At 38.8% G+C, this 19,934-nt stretch carries 17 protein-coding genes; 7 read left to right on the top strand and 10 right to left on the bottom strand.

The window, feature by feature from the left end; all coding sequences use genetic code 11:
• Positions 1–29: 29 nt before the first annotated feature.
• Both clpB and gloA read right to left on the bottom strand, forming a co-directional pair.
• Positions 30–2,714 carry an ATP-dependent chaperone ClpB gene (gene clpB, locus ACLLO5_RS16815; RefSeq protein WP_413171641.1) on the bottom strand — a complete coding sequence of 895 codons (2,685 nt, stop codon included), beginning with the start codon at positions 2,712–2,714 and terminating at the stop codon, positions 30–32.
• Between the two features lie 177 nt (positions 2,715–2,891).
• Positions 2,892–3,326, bottom strand: coding sequence for a lactoylglutathione lyase (gene gloA / locus ACLLO5_RS16820; RefSeq protein ID WP_413171642.1), 435 nt, complete (start codon positions 3,324–3,326; stop codon positions 2,892–2,894).
• A 301-nt stretch (positions 3,327–3,627) separates the two neighbouring features.
• Between gloA and ACLLO5_RS16825 the strand changes: the two genes are divergently transcribed.
• The gene (locus ACLLO5_RS16825; protein ID WP_413171643.1) at positions 3,628–4,392 is read left to right on the top strand and encodes a WecB/TagA/CpsF family glycosyltransferase; all 765 of its coding nucleotides are present in this window, start codon (positions 3,628–3,630) and stop codon (positions 4,390–4,392) included.
• A 133-nt stretch (positions 4,393–4,525) separates the two neighbouring features.
• Positions 4,526–5,272: a cell division ATP-binding protein FtsE gene (ftsE, locus tag ACLLO5_RS16830; RefSeq protein WP_413171644.1), complete on the top strand. Its 747-nt coding sequence runs from the start codon at positions 4,526–4,528 to the stop codon at positions 5,270–5,272.
• Positions 5,273–5,603: 331 nt separating this feature from the next.
• Here the strand turns inward: ftsE and ACLLO5_RS16835 are convergent, their stop codons facing one another.
• The 3 genes from ACLLO5_RS16835 to ACLLO5_RS16845 form a co-directional block, all read right to left on the bottom strand.
• Positions 5,604–7,331 carry a succinate dehydrogenase/fumarate reductase flavoprotein subunit gene (locus tag ACLLO5_RS16835; protein WP_413176115.1) on the bottom strand — a complete coding sequence of 576 codons (1,728 nt, stop codon included), beginning with the start codon at positions 7,329–7,331 and terminating at the stop codon, positions 5,604–5,606.
• Positions 7,332–7,439: 108 nt separating this feature from the next.
• Positions 7,440–7,757 (bottom strand): hypothetical protein, encoded by a 318-nt coding sequence (locus ACLLO5_RS16840; RefSeq protein ID WP_413176116.1) that lies wholly within the window; start codon positions 7,755–7,757, stop codon positions 7,440–7,442.
• Positions 7,758–8,058: 301 nt separating this feature from the next.
• Positions 8,059–8,343: a DUF2470 domain-containing protein gene (locus ACLLO5_RS16845; protein WP_413171645.1), complete on the bottom strand. Its 285-nt coding sequence runs from the start codon at positions 8,341–8,343 to the stop codon at positions 8,059–8,061.
• A gap of 224 nt (positions 8,344–8,567) precedes the next feature.
• Here ACLLO5_RS16845 and ACLLO5_RS16850 point away from each other — a divergent pair, with 224 nt between their 5' ends.
• Positions 8,568–9,332, top strand: a complete 765-nt coding sequence (locus ACLLO5_RS16850) for a metallophosphoesterase family protein (protein ID WP_413171646.1) — start codon at positions 8,568–8,570, stop codon at positions 9,330–9,332.
• Positions 9,333–9,401: 69 nt separating this feature from the next.
• On the opposite strand, the gene ACLLO5_RS16855 is transcribed toward ACLLO5_RS16850, so the two are convergent.
• Positions 9,402–10,256, bottom strand: a complete 855-nt coding sequence (locus ACLLO5_RS16855; protein WP_413171647.1) for a M48 family metallopeptidase — start codon at positions 10,254–10,256, stop codon at positions 9,402–9,404.
• A gap of 334 nt (positions 10,257–10,590) precedes the next feature.
• Positions 10,591–11,733: an ABC transporter ATP-binding protein gene (locus ACLLO5_RS16860; RefSeq protein ID WP_413171648.1), complete on the bottom strand. Its 1,143-nt coding sequence runs from the start codon at positions 11,731–11,733 to the stop codon at positions 10,591–10,593.
• 664 nt (positions 11,734–12,397) lie between these two features.
• Between ACLLO5_RS16860 and ACLLO5_RS16865 the strand changes: the two genes are divergently transcribed.
• Positions 12,398–13,591 carry a sensor histidine kinase gene (locus tag ACLLO5_RS16865; RefSeq protein ID WP_413171649.1) on the top strand — a complete coding sequence of 398 codons (1,194 nt, stop codon included), beginning with the start codon at positions 12,398–12,400 and terminating at the stop codon, positions 13,589–13,591.
• 404 nt (positions 13,592–13,995) lie between these two features.
• Here the strand turns inward: ACLLO5_RS16865 and ACLLO5_RS16870 are convergent, their stop codons facing one another.
• Complete coding sequence (locus ACLLO5_RS16870) at positions 13,996–14,712, bottom strand: GUN4 N-terminal ARM-like repeat domain-containing protein (protein WP_413171650.1); 717 nt, start codon at positions 14,710–14,712, stop codon at positions 13,996–13,998.
• A gap of 428 nt (positions 14,713–15,140) precedes the next feature.
• On the opposite strand from ACLLO5_RS16870, the gene ACLLO5_RS16875 reads away from it, so the two are divergent.
• A complete protein-coding gene (locus ACLLO5_RS16875) occupies positions 15,141–16,562 on the top strand; it encodes an NADP-dependent isocitrate dehydrogenase (protein ID WP_413171651.1) in 1,422 nt (473 codons plus the stop codon).
• A gap of 42 nt (positions 16,563–16,604) precedes the next feature.
• Here ACLLO5_RS16875 and ACLLO5_RS16880 read toward each other — a convergent pair whose 3' ends face one another.
• Positions 16,605–17,132, bottom strand: a complete 528-nt coding sequence (locus tag ACLLO5_RS16880) for a DUF29 family protein (protein WP_413171652.1) — start codon at positions 17,130–17,132, stop codon at positions 16,605–16,607.
• Between the two features lie 354 nt (positions 17,133–17,486).
• Positions 17,487–18,290 carry an SDR family NAD(P)-dependent oxidoreductase gene (locus tag ACLLO5_RS16885; protein ID WP_413171653.1) on the bottom strand — a complete coding sequence of 268 codons (804 nt, stop codon included), beginning with the start codon at positions 18,288–18,290 and terminating at the stop codon, positions 17,487–17,489.
• A gap of 442 nt (positions 18,291–18,732) precedes the next feature.
• On the opposite strand from ACLLO5_RS16885, the gene ACLLO5_RS16890 reads away from it, so the two are divergent.
• Both ACLLO5_RS16890 and ACLLO5_RS16895 read left to right on the top strand, forming a co-directional pair.
• Entirely contained in the window at positions 18,733–19,449 is a 717-nt protein-coding gene (locus tag ACLLO5_RS16890; RefSeq protein WP_413171654.1) for a superoxide dismutase, read from the top strand.
• 118 nt (positions 19,450–19,567) lie between these two features.
• Positions 19,568–19,873 carry a hypothetical protein gene (locus ACLLO5_RS16895; RefSeq protein ID WP_413171655.1) on the top strand — a complete coding sequence of 102 codons (306 nt, stop codon included), beginning with the start codon at positions 19,568–19,570 and terminating at the stop codon, positions 19,871–19,873.
• Positions 19,874–19,934 lie beyond the last annotated feature (61 nt).

Raw genomic sequence — 19,934 nt, forward strand, 5'->3', positions numbered from 1 at the left:
TCCTATTCACCCCTACAAGCTATATGAACTTACACTTCAGAAGATGCTTCTATTAACTTCACTGTCTTTTTCTCCACTGATACTGTAACTGATTGTTTTTTTGAGAATGTCAGACCATGTTCACCTTTATCAATGATGATTGTGTCACCAGAAATAAAGGTATTTTCTAATAACTTGGTAGCAAGAGGGTTTTCGACTTCGCGCTGAATTGACCTTTTTAGCGGACGTGCGCCATAAACTGGGTCATAACCTGCTTCTACTAGGTGGTCACAAGCTGTTTGGGATATCTCAAAGGAGATTTTTTGCTCTTTCAGGAGATTTTCAACCCGTTTTAGTTGAATACGGATGATATGCCGCATTTCTGAACGGTTGAGGGTGTGGAAGAGGATCAAGTCATCAATGCGGTTGAGAAATTCGGGACGGAAGTGACTTCTTAAACCTTCCATGACTCGGTTTCGCATCATATCATACTTACTATCGTCACCGGAAACATCGAGAATATGCTCGCTGCCGATGTTGCTAGTCATGACTATGACGGTATTTCGGAAATCTACTGCTCGTCCTTGGGAATCTGTGATTCTACCATCATCTAATACCTGAAGCAAAATATTAAATACATCTGGATGGGCTTTTTCTACTTCATCCAGCAACACTACAGAGTAGGGATGACGGCGAATTGCTTCGGAAAGTTGACCACCTTCTTCATAACCGATGTATCCAGGAGGCGCACCCACTAACCGGGAAACGGAGTGTTTTTCCATGTACTCGGACATATCCAACCGCACCAAAGCGTCATCAGAATCAAAGAGAAATTGAGCTAAAGCGCGTGCAAGTTCGGTTTTACCTACGCCTGTTGGTCCCATAAACAAGAATGAACCAATGGGTCGCCCAGGGTCTTTCATCCCTGCACGGGCGCGACGAATAGCAGCAGAGACGGCGGAAACGGCTTCTTCTTGTCCAATCACCCTTTCGTGTAAATGACTTTCTAGTTTCAGTAGTTTTTGCCGTTCTGATTCCAAAAGCCGATTTACAGGAATTCCTGTCCATTTGGCGACTATTTCGGCAATATCGGCTTCTGTGACTTGTTCGCGCAGCAGGGTAGAACCTTGGCTTTGAATTTCTAGGAGTTTCGCTTCTTTAATTTCCCGCTCTCTCTGCACTCCTTCCAATTTGCCATACTTCAGTTGAGCAGCTTTATTTAAGTCATAATCTCTTTCAGCTTGCTCAATTTGCACTCGCAAAGCATCTTCTTCTTTTTTTAAGGTGCTAATAGCTTCTAATAACTGCTTTTCCCCTTGCCACTGTTCATTAAATATTTGCTGTTTAACAGTTAAAGTGCTAATTTCTTGTTCAATGCGCTGCAAACGTTCCCTAGTTTGGACAATACCATTGTCTTCTCCTGCTAAGGACAGCTTTTCCATTTCTAGCTGCATCAAGCGTCTATCAATGGTTTCCAATTCCGCAGGTTTGGAGGTAATTTCCATTTTTAACTTCGCTGCGGCTTCATCAACTAAGTCAATGGCTTTATCTGGTAAAAAGCGATCTGCAATGTAACGCGCTGATAAAGTTGCGGCTGCTACTAAAGCGGAATCAGAAATTTTGACGTTATGATGCACTTCATAACGTTCTTTTAAACCTCGTAAAATCGAGATTGTGTTTTCTACGGTTGGTTGGTCTACATATACCTGTTGAAATCTTCTTTCTAAAGCTGCATCTTTTTCAATGAATTTGCGATATTCATCTAAGGTAGTTGCACCAATACAACGCAACTCACCACGTGCCAACATGGGTTTAAGTAAGTTACCAGCATCCATTGATCCTTGTTGGTTAGAACCTGCACCAACAACGGTATGCAGTTCGTCAATAAATAAAACTATTTGCCCGTTTGATTCCGTAACTTCCCGGAGGACATTTTTTAAACGGTCTTCAAATTCACCACGGTATTTTGCACCCGCAATTAAACTACCGATGTCTAAAGATATTAATTGACGATTCTTCAAAGACTCAGGAACGTCACCGTTAACCATTCTTTGAGCTAATGCTTCTGCGATCGCAGTCTTACCAACTCCCGGTTCACCAATCAAAACTGGATTATTTTTACTACGACGCGATAATACTTGAATTACTCGGCGAATTTCATCATCTCGGCCAATTACAGGATCTAATTTTCCTGCTTTTGCCTGTTCTGTCAAATCTCTACCAAAACGTTTTAAAGCTTCATAGGGTACATCCGCAGATTCTCCTTCACCCACCTTTTGAGTCACTTTTTGGGTAGCGCGAACAGTTTTGACAGCAGCCTCTAACTTAGCTATATCTACATTTAAACCTTTAAATATTCTTCTACCAATGCGATCGTCGTCAGCAAAAGCAAGGAGTATATGCCCCTCTGCAATTTCCTCATTTCTCATTCTCGCGCGGATTTCTTCAGCACGATCCAATAGCAAATCTAAATTGCGGCCTAAATACAGCTGATCACTTTTGCCAACTTTTGGCTGACGTTGAGTATAAGCTTCTAATTGCTGTTTAAAGCGGATTGGATCAATTTCTGCACGAGTAATAATACCTGTAGCTAAACTGGTGGGTTCTTCTAAAAGAGCAATAATTAAATGTTCAACTTCTAATTGCTGTTGTTGATAAGCACGGACTATATCCTGGGATTTTGTAATTGCTTCCCAGGCTGTATCAGTAAATTTATTAGGATCTGTAGGCTGCATTTCGTAGGAGTTTAGATTTTAGATTTTAGGTTATAAATTGGGGATTGAGAAAGAATAACACCCATTTTGCTGGTAATTTGGCAGTTGAGCAATATCTACCAAAGCTAGTAACTCTCATGATAATGTCTTGGTGGGCATTGCCCACCCTACTCCAAGATAAAACACTTGAGAGAAGAATTACTGACTGGCCAGTTGTGGTGAGGATTTTTCTTGATCTGTTGTGCTGTGAATAGCCAATTGAATCAATTCAACTTTATAGCCATCGGGATCTTCGGCGAAAGCAATTACCGTGGAACCATGTTTCATTGGACCCGGCTCTCTTACTACTTTACCTCCACGGTTTTTAATGTCCTCACAAGTTCCATAAATATCGTTTACGCCAAGGGCAATATGACCATAAGCATTACCTAATTCATACTTTTCTACACCCCAGTTGTAAGTTAGTTCCAGCACCGTATGGTCGCTTTCTTCTCCATAACCAACAAAAGCGAGGGTAAATTCTCCACCTGGGTAATCTTTACGGCGGAGTAATTTCATTCCCAGGATTTCACAGTAAAATTTCAAAGACTCTTCCAGATTGCCTACCCGTAGCATTGTGTGTAGTAATCGCATATTGACCCTTTATATAGTTCTTATATTTTATAGCTGATCATCACTTGGTAAGCTGATGATAATTTTTACAAAAGTCATGCCTAATCAGGCTTTTATTCTACTAAATAGGATGAATTTAATCTCTATGCTTTCAACATCTGTTATGCCAAATCTTCCCAGATATGGCATTATTTGATAGAATTCAGTAAAAAAGACAATGATAATCAGATAAATTTGATACGATATGCACCATCCACCTGGGAAAAAATTTGATAAACTAGGCTTCTATATAATTTGCTCTCAGTCTAATTAAGAATAGACTATGTATAAATCGCCCCAAGAATTTTCAGTGTTGGGCTTACCAGTTCATCTGATGACAAACTATCCAAGCTGGTTGCTAGAATGCCTACAACAAGGTAGAGGAACTCATGTAGTCACGCTCAATGCAGAAATGACTATGCAAGCCGAGCGAAATCCATCTCTAGCTGAAGTTATTCAAAATGCTGATCTGGTAATTCCAGATGGAGCAGGAGTTGTGCTTTATTTGCACTATTTATTGAGGCAAGAAGTAAAACGTTGTCCAGGAATAGAATTAGCAGAAAAACTTTTACAAGAACTTGGTGAGCAGAAAACAGCAACGAACGTATTTTTCTATGGAGGAGCATCAGGAGTTGCGGCAACAGCAGCAGAGTTTTGGCAGCAACAACTACCTAATTTAAGTATAGCAGGTACTCATTCCGGCTACCACTCTCCTGAAGAAGAAGAAATATTACAACAAACTCTAACTCAATTGCAGCCACAAGTTATTTTTGTTGGTTTAGGAGTACCACGTCAAGAGTTATGGATTGCCAAAAACCGTCATTTGTGTGAGCAAGCAATTTGGATAGGGGTAGGTGGTAGTTTTGATATTTGGGCTGGTGTAAAAACTCGCGCTCCCCGTTGGTTAGCAAATAATAATTTAGAATGGCTGTATCGTTTGTATCAAGAACCTTGGCGCTGGCGAAGAATGTTAGCTTTGCCTCAGTTTGCACTCAAAGCCTTTGTTTACCGTTTTTCTGCCAGAGGTATCAACAGTGCTGAGTGCTGATTAGAGGTAGGAGGCTGTAAGTGGAAGTTCTTTAATTTTGTTGGTGCAGCTAGCCCTTTGTTCGGCAAAACCGTGCCGAAGGCAGAGGAGATATTTTGAATTTTTTGCTTGTGGGTGTCAGGAAATTTGAGCGATGCCAATCTTAACAACTCCAGAAAAAACAGATCCGTCTGTTCACAGAGAAGATACTGTTAGTCAACAGCAGGATAGTCAAGCTGGGACAATGGTGGAATTACGTTCTGTGTCCAAGACTTATACGAATGGTTATAATGCCTTGCTAGATGTGAGTATTGATATCAAAAAGGGAGAGTTTTTGTTTATTACTGGCCCTAGTGGTTCTGGTAAATCGACTTTTTTAAAGTTGCTGTATGGTCAGGAATTACCTAGTCAGGGTGAGGTAATTGTTGATGGTGTAAATGTAGCAAATCTGAAGGGCGATCGCTTATCATTTTTGCGTCGTCGGATAGGTATTGTTTTTCAAGACTATAAATTAATTGCCCAACGAACAGTAGCCGAAAATATAACTTTTGTATTGCAAGCTCAAGGTTATACTCGTAAAGAAATTCAACGGCGTTTAGAACCGACTTTAAAATTGGTGGGTTTATCATCTAAAGCTGACCGTTTTCCTGATCAACTTTCTGGAGGAGAACAGCAGCGGGTGAGTATTGCACGAGCGATTATTGCTACTCCTCCACTGCTGTTAGCAGATGAACCAACAGGAAATCTAGATCCTGATAATTCCTGGCAAGTAATCCAGATTCTTCAGAAATTAAATACGTTTGGTGCGACTGTAATTGTGACTACTCATGATGAACAGTTAGTGAGACGGTGTAATCATCCGGTTGTGCAGGTTAAAAATGGGCGATTTTATAGGAAGTAGGGGTTGAGGTCATCCAATTTTGGATTTTGGATTTTGGATTGATTCCACCGATAAATTAGGTTACTTGCACCATTGAGGAATGATACCAATTATCCAAAATCCAACACCATATCCCTTAGAGGGTGTTTGAAAAGTCATGCATTGATGTATCAAATATTTTTTACCCCTCCCTAACCCTCCCCTTGTGAAGGGGAGGGAACTGGATTTTCTGGTTTCCCTTATCAAGGGGGGACTAAGAGGGGTAAAAATGGGATAAAAATTACCGGATACCACTTTTCAAACATCATCTTAGAGAATCTGGTAACATCGGAATTTATTAATTTTGCATGATTCAATATTTCCTTTCTTTTGGTTCAAACATATTAATCACCACTGGCATATATTGAATATCAATTCCCGTCGGTGAATAATAAGCCATTGTATGTTTTAAGAAATTACCATCATCCCGTTGCTGAAAATCTTCGCGAAAATGTGCGCCGCGACTTTCTTGACGATTTAAAGCTGATGCTAAAATTGTCTGTCCTACTACCATTAAACTTTGCAGTTCTAAAGCTTCTACTAATTCCGTATTCCAACAATTGCCTTTATCATCTAAATAAATTTGTGGATATTGTTGTTTTAATTCTGCTAATTTCTGCAAACCTTCACGCATTAATTCTTCTGTTCTGAATACTCCACAATATTGTGTCATTGTGTCTTGAAAATCTTGACGAATTTGATTAATTCGATATTTTCCAGGCTGTTCTAGTAAACTTTGAATTTGTTGTTTTGCTTCTGTAATATAACGTTGCTCATCTACGGATGGTAATTTGCAGTTCTGCACATATCTAGCTATACTCGCCCCAGTTCGTTTACCATAAACTACACATTCCAGTAGGGAGTTACTACCAAGACGATTTGCACCATGAACTGAAACACAGGAGGTTTCTCCAGCAGCAAAAAAGCCATCTACTAAATTATCTGCACTGCTGCGGACTTGTCCATCGGTGTTAACTGGTATACCACCCATGCAATAATGAATTGTGGGGCGTACTGGCATGGGCTGAGTGACAGCATCAACACCAACTAAGCGGTGTGCTTCTTCCCAGCAGAAGGGAACGCGACTCATAATTTTTTCTTTACCCAGATGACGCAAATCTAAGTAAACAAATTGACCACCTGCACTACCGTCAGAATTGATACCTCGTCCAGCGCGGATTTCATAGGCGATCGCTCTTGAGGTAATATCACGAGGAGCTAATTCCATGCGACTGGGAGCATAATTAGCCATAAAGCGATCGCCTTCAGCATTAATTAAATATGCCCCTTCCCCCCGCACAGCCTCGGAAATCAGCACTCCTACAGGATATAAACCAGTGGGGTGAAACTGGACAAATTCCATATCTTCTAAAGGTAAACCTGCGATCGCCGTCATCGCCAACCCGTCACCAGTGGAAGCATAATCATTAGAAGTAGTGTTATAAACACGACCATATCCACCGGTCGCAAACATCACCGCCTTAGCCCGCACTACCTCAATTTTTCCATCCACCAGGTGAAACATCACCAAACCCTTAGCCTGACCATCCTCTAAAATCAGGCGCATCACATACCATTCTTCATAAATTTGCACACCATAACGCCGCAGATTATTCACCAACTCGTGCAGAATTGCATGACCGGTTTTATCAGCCGCGTAACAGGTGCGGTTGTGGGAATGTCCACCAAAAGCCCTTTGGGCAATCCTACCATCAGGTAGACGAGAGAACAAAACCCCTAGATGCTCTAAATCAATTACCACATCTGGCGCTTCTTGAGTCAGAATAGCTACAGCATCCTGGTCTGCTAAATAATCAGAACCCTTCACCGTATCAAAAGCGTGTGCTTCCCAACTATCTTCTGGGTCAACATTTTTCAAGGATGCAGCCATACCACCTTGGGCTGCTACTGAATGAGAACGAATAGGATGAGTTTTGGCAACTACCGCCACATTTAAACTAGGGTTAGTCCGAGAAATTTCTACCGCAGCCCGACATCCCGCCAAGCCACCACCAACAATAATTACATCATGTTCTAACATCATCAACCCCCAACTGCAAAAAAAATACCCTGTCTGGCAACAGGGATGTTATCTTTACTCATTAATCATTTTGTTTATTCCCATCACCCATTGCCAATCACTTAGTCATCAACTAGTTGCTTGAATCGGTTTTTGCTGAGAAACGTTACCAGGTATAGGTTCCATTTTTGTCCCTGGTTCTATAGCAATTAATTCAATATGATTTAGCAATGTCGTCACAAAGGCAAAAAGCAAGAAAGGCAGTGTGAGAAAAACGACTAATCCCACTGTAGCTAAAGCATATACTGGTCTTCTCGCACCCATCAATGCCAAAGCTGAAGCCAAACTAACGGTAATTGTGATTAACCAAACAATAATCTGACCGTAAATATCCCCAAAGGTCAAAGTGCAGACAAACCGATAGTTTTGAATATTATTTTTATTCATCATTATTTACCTCCAGTCTATCCTATAGATTTCAATCTTACTCGCTTTGTGAAACTGGAAATTGCCGGTTGGTTTGGGACAAGGTAAAAAAGTATAGCTTCAAGGTCTTCTATTTGTCCTGTCTCCTTCCTTTTTTCCGACAAAATTCCAGCAGTATTGCTATAGGTTCTACCTTAGAACCATGTTCGGCTGACTGGCGATTTCTCAATATTTTTCCAAGGTTTGTAATATCACTTAACAATTTCGGTTGTTATTCCCTTGTGTAACTGTCAAGTGAGATATCTACTATTTTCCGCAGTTTCTACTTTGTCTTTGCCCGTGCTTGTTTGACCATCCCAATCAAAGTTTGATGAGCATCTTCAGCATCTGTTAAAACATGATCAAATTGAATACGAACTGGTACTGCTTCTCCATTCACCTGTGCTGTTAAATTCATACCATCAGCGTCAATTGATAGCATCTGGGCTGTTTTGGCATTTTTGATGTCACCAAAAGCCTGAGCATACATAACAACAGCATCAGCATGATCTTCATTCATGTGTTTGCAGATACGAGAGCTAATTTCTGGAGAAAACTGATTAGACATTGCACCGTGCTAAATTAGGTAGATATGGTCTATATTTTAAGCTATAGTAGGTCGAGATTTAAAATACCCATATCACATTATGAGTGAATTTTAGATGAGTTACTTAAATTTATTTGTTAAGTATAAATTATTTAATTAATCTAGTAGTGACCTATTTAAGCGGAAAGAACAAAAAATAAAATTTTAGTTAAACTATCTAAGAACTTTATTCAAGGCAAGAGCCGATGAGCGAAACTAGTCCACGCAGAATAATAATTGGCGATGTACATGGTTACTACCAAGGCTTAATGAACCTTTTTGATAAAATTGCACCCTCATCAGCAGATGAGGTTTATTTCTTGGGAGATTTAATAGACCGTGGTCCGCAGAGCGCACAGGTAGTAGATTTTGTTAAGCAAAATAACTATTCTTGTCTGCTAGGAAATCATGAACAAATGTTACTAAATGTATTGAGTAATAAGTCCCGATCTAATCAAGCTTTACAGGCATGGCTTTACAGTGGTGGACAAGCTACTATTGCCAGTTATCAAGCGGCGCAAATTCCCCAAGAACATATAGATTGGTTTTCGGCTTTACCAGTATTTATAGACTTGGGAGATTATTGGTTAACTCATGCGGGTGTTAATCCCAGAAAATCTGTTTCTGAACAAACGGCTGAAGAACTTTGCTGGATCAGAGAAGAATTTCACAGCATGGAAGAGCCGTATTTTGCTAACAAATTAATTATTGTTGGTCATACAATTACCTTCACTTTACCAGGGGTTATTCCTGGTCAGTTGGCACTAGGACAAGGATGGTTAGATATTGATACTGGAGCATATCATCCCCGCAGTGGCTGGCTAACGGGACTTGATATTACCAATAACTTGGTTTATCAGGTCAATGTTTTTAGCAATTCCGTACGGACTTTGCCATTAGAAAAAGCAGTTATGAAGATTAAGTCAAAAGAAGTTAAGGTTAGTCGCCGTCACAAACAACGAATATATTGAATTTCAGGTTCACAGAAATTTGCTCAATTTAGCAAATAAGGAGACTTTTGACTAACCAAAGCAAAATTTCTACTGGAGAAAGGCTCGGATGTTAGCTTTATAAGCGGCATTATCCAAACCAAAATTGCTTTTACTTGGTTGGAGGTCAATTTGGCGTTGTAGAGCTTTAACGCGATCGCTTGCTCCAGGGTGTGTACTCAAAAAGGTGGGGATTGAACTTCTTCCTTGCAGCTTTTTCATAAACGAAACCATTGCTGAGGGAGAATAACCTGCTCGTGTTAAAGTTCTTAATCCTCTTGTATCTGCATCATATTCATCTTGACGACTACGTGGGCGATTGAGTGCTAAATCTACACCAATACCTACTGCTTTATTTCGATCTAAACCAGTTGCTGTAGCTACACCAGATGCGATCGCTTTTTGTCGCATTTGTTTAAGTAAGTGTTTACCCTCAATGTGACCCATTTCATGACCTATAACACTGGCTAGTTCCGCTTCATTGTCCGCAGTTTTTATTAGTCCTGTATTGACATAGAGAAAACCACCCAGAGTCGCAAAAGCATTAACAGTGTCATCCTCAACCACTTGAAAAGTATAAGGAATATTTGGGCGATCGCTATTAGCCACTAATCGTCTCCCAATCTGTTCCACATAACTTGTAAGCTGTTGATTACGGGAAATTCTCACCTCTTGGCGCAACTCATCATTCATCTGCTTACCAAGCTCAACTTCCTGGCGATCAGATATATTAGACAACTGAAGTATTTGAGCGCCTTGAAATAAAAGTGGTAATAAATCTATAGCTCTAGTTGGTTGAAGTGTACTCAAGCACACACTCAAAGCTACACTTAGAGAAATCAGCGGATACAAACAATACCGCCGCCATAAACGATAGCTTGCCGAAAATCTATTCCAGTTAATCATAATCCAATAAAAAGAGACTTGCGTGAGACATTAAAATAGAGGACGTATTTACAACTGACTAAGTTGCATTCTCAACTCAATATCTGTACATAAATACAGATGATAGAGGATAACAAAGGTGACAGCAAAAGCGCCAAATTTGTCCCTGATACCGTTTAACTTTCAGGTTGATACAAATAGTTAGCAGGGGAGCAGCTAATAATTTGTATCCGGGTTTTCGGGAAATGGTATTAGTCCATCTAATCACAACCACCATATCAACTCTAGAATAGCAAGATATGAAGCGTCTAGAGTCTAAGCTATGATTAAGAATCAGAAATTATTAAAAAATAGGCTATCTAGTAATGGGAAAAATTCTCTTGCCATTACTAGGTTCAAACAGAAATAAATGATCTAAATCTAATCGCAAATGCAAACGTTCTCCTGGATGTAAACGTACACCCCCAGGGACTTGTACATTTATAAAACCAAAAGAATTAGGTAAACTAGTACGAATCAGCGTTTCCCTTCCCAAAGGTTCAATAACCTTAACTTCCGCCAACAAATCACTTACTTCTTCTCTGTATTCTCCGTTTTTCTGTAGTATCCTGCCGAAAGTTGATTGCTCGTCTAAGTTAATATAAATATGTTCAGGACGAATACCCAAATTACAAATTTGTTCTGGGTGTAAATTTAAAGAGTTTTTAATATTTTCAGGAATTGCTAATAACTGTCCGCTAATATCAAAATTATCACCTTTATAGATGGCGGGTAAAATATTCATGGGTGGATTACCCAAAAAACTGGCTACCATTTCATTAGCCGGTAAAGCATAAATGCTTTGAGGATCACCAATTTGTTGAATTCGTCCCCGATTTAGCACCACAATTTTATCAGCCAAAGTCATGGCTTCAACTTGGTCATGGGTGACGTAAATTGTCGTAATTCTTAATTGTTGATGTAGTTGTTTTAATTCTGCTCTGGTATCATCTCGTAATTGAGCATCTAAATTAGATAAAGGTTCATCCAGTAGAAATAGTTGTGGTTGACGGGCGATCGCTCTCCCTAATGCTACCCGTTGTTGCTGTCCTCCAGAAAGTTGTTTAGGTTTTCTGTCTAAGAGATTTTCTAGAGATAGCGATCGCGCAACAGTCAATAGCCGTTCTTGAATAATTTTCCGGTCAACCTTCCGCATTTCTAACCCAAAAGCAATATTTTGGGCTACGGTTTTATGGGGATAAAGGGCATAATTTTGGAATACCATCGCCACATCACGCGCTCTTGCTGGTATATCATTAACCAGGCGATCGCCTATAAACAAATTCCCAGATGTCGCAGTTTCCAAACCAGCAATAGTCCGCAAAATCGTAGATTTTCCACATCCTGAAGGACCAACCAACACCCAAAACTCACCATCGGGAATTTCAAAGGTAATATCCTCGATCGCAGTGACATTGTTAAATTTACGCTGAATATTTTCTAGAAGAACTTTTGCCATTATGAAATTAATTCGTTGTATTTGGCAGTTTTATACAATTATAAGGGAATAGTAACTATAAACTCCGCCCTGCTTTTAGATGCTCCTATTGTACTTTTCTGATATTTTAGGAGATTCATGGCATTTTAAAAGTCGTAGTTGACGGATTAGTTGCTATCTATGATTTTGATCATATATAATTCGGTTTTGCTGATAGCGGAGCGTGGCGTAAGCCATAAAAGTCTTTCCGTTAGGGCTAGAAGTCAGGAGGAGGCAGTGCGTTGGGCGGGTTTCCCGACTTGTAGCAACTGCCGTTCAGGAGTCAGGAGGAAGAATTAGAAGAATAGTCTTGAATCAGATCCAGTGATATGTTTTTGGTAGTTTTAACGCTTATTCCTTGCACCTGATTTACCTTTTTAACCTTCCAACTCTTGATATAAACCTCATCCAAGTCGAGAACTGAAGTTTTTCAAGAGGGAACAGAGAACAGTATACGATTTGGGAATAAAACCTGAACAAGAAAAAACTATGGGTTTCAAAGTAGACTCGGTTTATCTATGTTTTAGCTTTATTAAACAAGCCCTAATTCATCTTCATATCATGATTGATGTCGATAATTGTGAATGATCATCTTCTAGAAGAATTAAAATTATTAGTTTACATTAGATTCACGGAATTTAAATAAATGGATTTTAGTCAAGTGCTGGCTGACAAAAATGATATTATTTTAGATAAATGGGTGATAGCTGTTCGCCAAGATAAACAGATAGAAAGTGCTGACAATCTATCCTTCAGTGCAATTAAAAATCACATCCCATATATATTGAAAGCAATAGTAACAGTTCTTTCAACAGATGAGAGCAATGATTTTAAATCAATCGTCACTGCTAGTTGGGAACATGGATTAATTAGAGCCACACAAGGCTTTAACTCAGAAGAAATTGCTAGGGAATATCATCATTTAAGAACAGTGATATGTAATGTAATACAAGAAGACTTGTTGCAGGGAACTCCTAGAGATATAATTCGGGCTTTTCGGTTGATTAACGCTGTACTTGATGAAGCCATTGCTCGCTGTTTTAATAGTTATGTTGATGAACGATTAAGAGAATTAGACCATCTTTATAAGACTTTAATGTTGCACAATCAGGAACTAACTAGATTAGTTAATGCTAATCGAGAAAATCTCTCTTTACTAACTCATGATCTAAAACAGCCTCTAGCTTCGATTATTGGTTACTCTGATTTATTTTTACGTCAATATCAAAAAACTGATGAAAAAGAAACTTCTCACAATATTGAACATATTGAACGAGTCTTACGTAATGGCAGACAATTGCTACGTTTAATTAATGATTTACTAGAAGTATCCCGATATGAGTCTGGCAAAATCAAACTTGAACTGACATCTACGGATGTCTGCAAAATCATTACTAATGTATGTGAAATGCTTGAGCCTTTAGCTGTCGAAAAAAAATTAGACCTCATAATTAATTGTGAACAAAAAAACCAAAAAATCATCACAGATGCATTTCAATTACAACAAATTCTCATAAATCTTGTTAGTAATGCAATTCGTTATACAGAGTCGGGAACTATTAATATTACTTTTCACATATCAGATCATCAAAAAGGGGAACTTATCGTTGAAGATACAGGGATTGGCATTACGCCAGAAAACCAAAAGCAGATTTTTGAACCCTATTTTCGTTGCACTACTCAAAAGTCTCATCTACCTGATAGTAGTGGTTTAGGTTTAACAATAGTTTCGCACTTAGTAAAACTATTACAAGGTGAAATTAAGCTAGTTTCTCAAGTAGGAGTTGGTTCTAGTTTTACTGTAATTTTGCCTTTGCAAATAGAAATGAAAGAAAGTTGATTTCGACCAGAGACGCAAAAAGGCTAAAAATATTTTTGCGTCTTTGTGTGAAATCAGTAGTTCTCAATCCAATAAACCTCATTCTTTCAATTTAGATATTTGCTGAATCGAGGTATAAAAGTCAGACAATTTTGGATTTTCGATTAATTCCCAGAAATCATTTTATTTCTCAAATTCTGCCTCTTTGCACCTCTGCGTGAAACAAATTCATACTTGCACTCAGCTACGCCCAAATTTAGCTCATACTTGTTAAATGTATCCGAGCATTTCAATTAATCCATTACCTGTATTCCGGCCAACGGTCTAGCACCGCAGGGCGGAAATCAAAAGTCAAAAGTCAAAAAACTTAATTCTATAGGCCTTTCATTGACTTGGAATGGTTGGTTTATTTACGCCGTGCTGTACTAGGTATTCCAAGCAGGATGATTGAGAAGTGAAGACATCACCCGCACACCCCGCAGTTGATTAGAAAGGGGTAGATGACCTCTAGGGGCGCTTAAATCCCATGTAAACTCATGTGGGTAGCGTGTCCATTTATTACCGTCCTTCCAGCCGATTTTTGGCCATAAATTTTCCCAGTTCTTACTCAAACCTAACCAAATTTCTCGCTGTATAGAAAAGCCAAATTTACCTTCCGAGTAAACCACCCAAAGATAATTAATTGTTTGTAAATCCTGAATTGGGAAATTTTCGACCTCAGTAAAATACAACCATTTTCTTTGTACAGCCTGTGGTCCTACTGCTTCACACATTTTTTGGATCGTCAACAAATCAGCGGCTTGGAACTCTTGACGAATGAGTAATTGTTGCAAAGAATTGTAACTGATCCCACAGTCGGATTTTAGAGGTACAATTCCTTCAGGAAAGTAAGTTTCTAAAAATTCCTTGGCTGTCGGTGCATCAGAGTTGTAGACTACTTGGTAGGCTTTACCATCAATCCAAGTTGCTGGAGTGTCACGACGTTTCAGTAAAAATTCCTGCAACACCTGTAATCCCTCATTACCCAAGTCAGCTAACTGGGGGATAATTTGTTGTTGGACTTTTTGGGACCCAGCGATTAACTTTTGGCGCAGGGAGTCGATGTCATTAGCAGTGCCTGATACAATCATTGGGTCTGTCATGCCATTACTCGTGTTAGCGGTTCAGTGAACAAACGAATCAGCTATTGGGCATTCTACAAAGTGAAGCACAGATAGCGAAAAGTAGTTTACTATTTTTGACTGTACAAAATAGCGACGGTTTAACTGGAATCTACGTCTGAGCTACCAATAATTTACCATCAGGTACAGCAGGGGATGATCTGCGCCTCAAACAAAGGGCAGGGGATGTAGTGGAGCAGGGGAGCAGAGGAGCAGGGGAGCAGGGGGAGATGGGGAGATGGGGAGATGGGGAGGATGAGGAGGATGGGGGAGAAAATTAATTCTTTCTTCTTCCTGAAATTCTGCCTTCTGCCTCCTGACTCCTGACTCCTGACTCCTGTCTTCTGCCTTCTGCCTCCTGCCTCCTGCCTTCTGCCTCCTGAACTTCTTCTATTTGAAATGTGTTAACTATGTACGACAAGATTACCCCTCCGACGACTGGCGAAAAAATCACCTTCAAAAATGGTGAACCTGTTGTTCCGGCAAATCCCATTATCCCCTTTATTCGCGGTGATGGAACAGGTATAGATATTTGGCCAGCAACTGAAAAAGTGCTTGATGCTGCGGTTGCTAAGGCATACAAAGGTACAAGAAAAATTAGCTGGTTTAAGGTTTATGCTGGCGATGAAGCCTGTGATTTGTATGGGACATACCAGTATTTACCCCAGGATACTCTCACGGCTATTAAAGAGTATGGTATTGCTATTAAAGGACCTTTAACTACTCCCGTGGGTGGTGGGATTCGTTCTTTAAACGTGGCATTACGTCAAATTTTTGACCTTTATGCCTGTGTGCGTCCTTGCCGTTACTACGCTGGTACACCATCTCCACACAAAAATCCTGAAAAATTGGATGTAATTGTGTATCGGGAAAATACGGAAGATATTTATTTGGGGATTGAGTGGAAACAGGGAAGTGAAATAGGCGATCGCCTAATTAAAATTCTCAACGAAGAATTGATTCCCGCAACTCCAGAACATGGTAAAAAGCAAATTCCCCTGGATGCGGGTATTGGTATTAAGCCTATCAGTAAAAGCGGTTCTCAACGTTTAGTGAGACGTGCCATCAAGCACGCTTTGACGTTGCCCAAAAACAAGCAACAAGTAACTTTGGTGCATAAAGGCAACATCATGAAATACACCGAAGGCGCTTTTCGTGACTGGGGTTATGAACTAGCAACCACCGAATTCCGCCAAGAGTGTGTTACAGAAAGGGAATCTTGGATTTTGGGCAATAAGGAGAAAAACGCCAATCTCTCCCTAGAAGAAAACGCCAGAATGATTGATCCTGGCTTTGATGCCTTAACTCCAGAGAAAAAAGCGCAAATTGTCAAAGAAGTGGAAACAGTTCTTAATGATATTTGGGCAAGTCATGGAAATGGCAAATGGAAAGAGAAAATCATGGTCAATGATCGCATTGCCGATAGTATCTTTCAACAAATCCAAACCCGACCAGATGAGTATTCTATTCTGGCGACAATGAACCTGAACGGTGATTATTTATCTGATGCTGCTGCGGCGATTGTTGGCGGTTTAGGTATGGGTCCAGGGGCAAATATTGGCGATTCCTGCGCGGTTTTTGAAGCTACTCATGGTACAGCACCAAAACACGCAGGGTTGGATAAAATTAACCCCGGTTCTGTAATCCTTTCCGGTGTGATGATGCTGGAATTTATGGGTTGGCAAGAAGCCGCAGATTTGGTTAAAAAAGGATTAAGTGCGGCCATAGCCAATGGTCAAGTTACCTACGACCTAGCGCGGATGATTGAACCACCTGTAGAACCTTTGAAATGTTCTGAATTTGCTGACGCAATCATCAAATATTTCGGTTAATTTAGATTAATCGTAGGGGCGGGGTTTCCCCGTCCTAATTTATTACTTTTTTGAGTTATCAATATTCCAATCTTCTCCACCAGGTAATTGAGTTAATGTTTCTGCCACAATTTTGGGTAATGCTTTAGGTGAATAGGAATAACTTAATCCTAAAAACTTCACAGCTATTTCAATCAATTTTGTTCTATCTACCATGTCCGCTAGTTTAAATTGGCTATATTTACCGTTCATGACTTCCAAACTCGCATCAGCAATGGCATCTTCAATTACTTCCTCTTCTATTAATGTTTCCCATTCATCTTGATTGACGTAATAGGATTTTTTATTTTCTTTAAGATTGATTTTTTGAATTTCTCTAATTGAGTTACGAATAGAAGCTGCCCAAGAATTTGTTAATCTTTGTTCTATTTGGTTTTTAATCAAATGAATGAGGAGGATTTTCAAAAATGATTGAATTTGTCTAAGATTAGCTTGTTTACTCATTCCTTCTAATTCATCTACAATTGCTAAAGCCTCCGCGTAATTTCCTTGTAAAATGCTATTTCTGAGGTCAATCAATTCCTGGGTCATCTTTATTAGCCTCCATTTGCATGGATAATCTTGATTAATTTGCTACTGGGAAACTAAATTTTTATATTTATTATAGTGCTAAAAACGTAAGAATTCAGTTGAAGTAATAAGAACCCCGACTTCTGAAATCAATTTATCATTTATGGACACAATAAATAAAAGAAGTCGGAGACCTGGGTATGAAAGATGGCTATAGCTGAATAATTACGCAGAATTTATTATAGATTTAGGTATTTGGAATCGTCAGATAAGGCTCGATTTATACTTTTAGTTTTCCCACTATACTGAAATGAAATCGACTAAATGGGGGCGATCGTTTGGGAACATCCACTTCTCATCTGCATCATTTCTGGATTATTTCCTTTGTTCATGCATATTTCTCACGACTTGGGTAACTATATTTCTGGGTGCAAATCTAACGGATTTCGCTAATATTTTATTTCTCAAACCAGGAATTGCAATAGTTTTATTGGCCATTAAACTATCGTAGCCAATTTTAGCAACAGTCTCACTATTCATCATTCTATTAACATGAGAAATTTTGGATTCTTCCATTGCGGCTGCTTTTTGAAATTCTGATGCTGTCGGTCCTGGACAAAGAGTAGTGACTGTTACACCTGTACCCTCTAATTCATTAGCGATCGCTTCGGAAAACGATAAAACATAAGCTTTAGTCGCAAAATATACTGCCATTAGTGGGCCTGGTTGAAAAGCTGCAACAGAAGCAACATTTAATATTTTTCCATAGCCTTGGCAGATCATATCCTTGAGGAATAACTTAGTTAAATGAGTGAGACTCACTATGTTTACCTGTAACATTTTTAGTTCTGTAGTGAGGTCAGTTTCGCTAAATACTCCATAAGTACCAAATCCAGCATTATTAACTAATACATCAATCTTGATTGCTGATTGCTGTAAGTCGTTGAATATTTCTTCTGGAGATGTTGATATAGATAAATCCTTAACTAAAATTTTGACAGAAATCCCAAATTTTTGGATAAATTCTCCAGCAATAACTGCAAGTTTTTCTTCATCTTTATCCACTAAAACCAGATTGTAACTATGACGGGCAAAAATATATGCCAATTGGTAGCCAATTCCATGTGCTGACCCTGTGATTAGCGCAGTTTTTTGTTGATATTTATGATTATTGTTCATTGGATACAATGGCTAATTTAACTTGAATAAAGCAAAAAAGTTCTTATATGAACTTTATTAAAATTGACCTTTAGTAACCTATGCAGCATTCAAGTTAACCATATTAGTCTCCTATTAAAAAATCTGTATTTCTGGATTCACTATTATGAACCTGATCACGTTTTTTTGCCTAAAACAAATTTTTTAAATAAGTAATTGGATAAAATTAATTACACATTCATACCTATTGTTGTGTTGAAACTATCTTACGGTTAAATAAATCAATCTACGAATAATTACCAGATCAAATGATAACTTTATCGTAGTGTGGGTTGCAGCGTTATAACTAACCTCATATTCTGGAGGGGTAAAACTCACCATTCCTAAATACGTTTTTGCAGTTATGATCTAAAACAGTAAAAACTGTAAGTAAAATTACAAAAACTTAGCTGCAAAAAGGCTTATGAGCTTAAATCGTCGTCATTTCTTGGTTTTACTGGGTGCTAGTGCGGGTGCTTTTATTTTAGATAGCAATGCTACTGCTGAAACATCTTCCCCAACTGCTATTCAATTACCTCCTTTACCTTATGCTTACGACGCACTAGAACCGCATATTGATGCAAGAACAATGCAGTTTCATCACGATAAACACCATGCAGCTTATGTGAACAACTTAAATAAGGCATTAGACAAATACCCAAAACTGAAAAACCAATCTGTAGAAGCACTACTGCAAAATCTTGATCAGTTGCCGGCAGATATTAGAACTACAGTCAGAAATAATGGTGGTGGTCATGTTAACCACTCGATGTTTTGGAAAATAATGAAACCTAATGGAGGTGGTGAACCTATGGGAGCAATAGCAACTGCAATTAAAGATAATTTTGGCAGTTTCGCAGATTTTCAAAAACAGTTTAATCAAGCTGGTGCTGGTCGTTTTGGTAGTGGTTGGGTTTGGTTGGTTCGCAGCAAAAACGGTAAATTGGAAATCACAACTACAGCAAATCAAGATAGTCCCATTATGCAAGGCAAATACCCAATTTTTGGTAATGATGTTTGGGAACACGCCTATTATTTAAAATATCAAAACCGCCGACCTGATTATTTAGAAGCTTGGTGGAATGTAGTGAATTGGGATGAAATTAATCAACGGTTTGCAGATGCCAAAAAATTAGGGTAGTTTATAATTCGGAATTTTAAAGCAGCAAAACAAGCAGGGTTAAATAAAACTAACCCTGGTTAAATAAAACAATATTGTATTATAGTGAAGCTTAAAAATTCTCAATGATGAAAATTACATGATAATAAATTTTGCCCGTATCTTGTTTTTACCGCAGACAAGCTATTTAGCCTTAGTGCAAGTCGGTTTTATATGGAAGTTGATATTATTAGTGCTGGCTGGGTTTCTAGGGTTAGTAACTGGCGGAATTTCCGCAATATATTTAACTTTACTACTAGCATGGCAACATGATCGCAATTCTCCTCCTGCGGAAGCAGGTTCAATGGGTGGAGTAGCATGGTTAGGTATTGGACTAGTTCTGATATGTATAATTAGTCCTGTAATGGGAGCGATCTTTATCTATCTAACCACTCTATATTTATAGCTTTTAAGCATAAATTTACATTAATAAAATCCATAAAAATTATATTTAAAATTGGTAATTT

It is taken from the genome of Anabaena azotica SJ-1 (assembly GCF_047275885.1).
GTDB lineage: Bacteria > Cyanobacteriota > Cyanobacteriia > Cyanobacteriales > Nostocaceae > Trichormus_B > Trichormus_B azotica_A.

Bases quoted from the DNA above. Each gene is read 5' to 3' on its own strand.
- clpB (WP_413171641.1), bottom strand. From the start codon at position 2,714: ATGCAGCCTACAGATCCTAATAAATTTACTGATACAGCCTGGGAAGCA.
- gloA (WP_413171642.1), bottom strand. From the start codon at position 3,326: ATGCGATTACTACACACAATGCTACGGGTAGGCAATCTGGAAGAGTCT.
- ACLLO5_RS16825 (WP_413171643.1), top strand. From the start codon at position 3,628: ATGTATAAATCGCCCCAAGAATTTTCAGTGTTGGGCTTACCAGTTCAT.
- ftsE (WP_413171644.1), top strand. From the start codon at position 4,526: ATGCCAATCTTAACAACTCCAGAAAAAACAGATCCGTCTGTTCACAGA.
- ACLLO5_RS16835 (WP_413176115.1), bottom strand. From the start codon at position 7,331: ATGTTAGAACATGATGTAATTATTGTTGGTGGTGGCTTGGCGGGATGT.
- ACLLO5_RS16840 (WP_413176116.1), bottom strand. From the start codon at position 7,757: ATGAATAAAAATAATATTCAAAACTATCGGTTTGTCTGCACTTTGACC.
- ACLLO5_RS16845 (WP_413171645.1), bottom strand. From the start codon at position 8,343: ATGTCTAATCAGTTTTCTCCAGAAATTAGCTCTCGTATCTGCAAACAC.
- ACLLO5_RS16850 (WP_413171646.1), top strand. From the start codon at position 8,568: ATGAGCGAAACTAGTCCACGCAGAATAATAATTGGCGATGTACATGGT.
- ACLLO5_RS16855 (WP_413171647.1), bottom strand. From the start codon at position 10,256: ATGATTAACTGGAATAGATTTTCGGCAAGCTATCGTTTATGGCGGCGG.
- ACLLO5_RS16860 (WP_413171648.1), bottom strand. From the start codon at position 11,733: ATGGCAAAAGTTCTTCTAGAAAATATTCAGCGTAAATTTAACAATGTC.
- ACLLO5_RS16865 (WP_413171649.1), top strand. From the start codon at position 12,398: ATGGATTTTAGTCAAGTGCTGGCTGACAAAAATGATATTATTTTAGAT.
- ACLLO5_RS16870 (WP_413171650.1), bottom strand. From the start codon at position 14,712: ATGACAGACCCAATGATTGTATCAGGCACTGCTAATGACATCGACTCC.
- ACLLO5_RS16875 (WP_413171651.1), top strand. From the start codon at position 15,141: ATGTACGACAAGATTACCCCTCCGACGACTGGCGAAAAAATCACCTTC.
- ACLLO5_RS16880 (WP_413171652.1), bottom strand. From the start codon at position 17,132: ATGACCCAGGAATTGATTGACCTCAGAAATAGCATTTTACAAGGAAAT.
- ACLLO5_RS16885 (WP_413171653.1), bottom strand. From the start codon at position 18,290: ATGAACAATAATCATAAATATCAACAAAAAACTGCGCTAATCACAGGG.
- ACLLO5_RS16890 (WP_413171654.1), top strand. From the start codon at position 18,733: ATGAGCTTAAATCGTCGTCATTTCTTGGTTTTACTGGGTGCTAGTGCG.
- ACLLO5_RS16895 (WP_413171655.1), top strand. From the start codon at position 19,568: ATGATAATAAATTTTGCCCGTATCTTGTTTTTACCGCAGACAAGCTAT.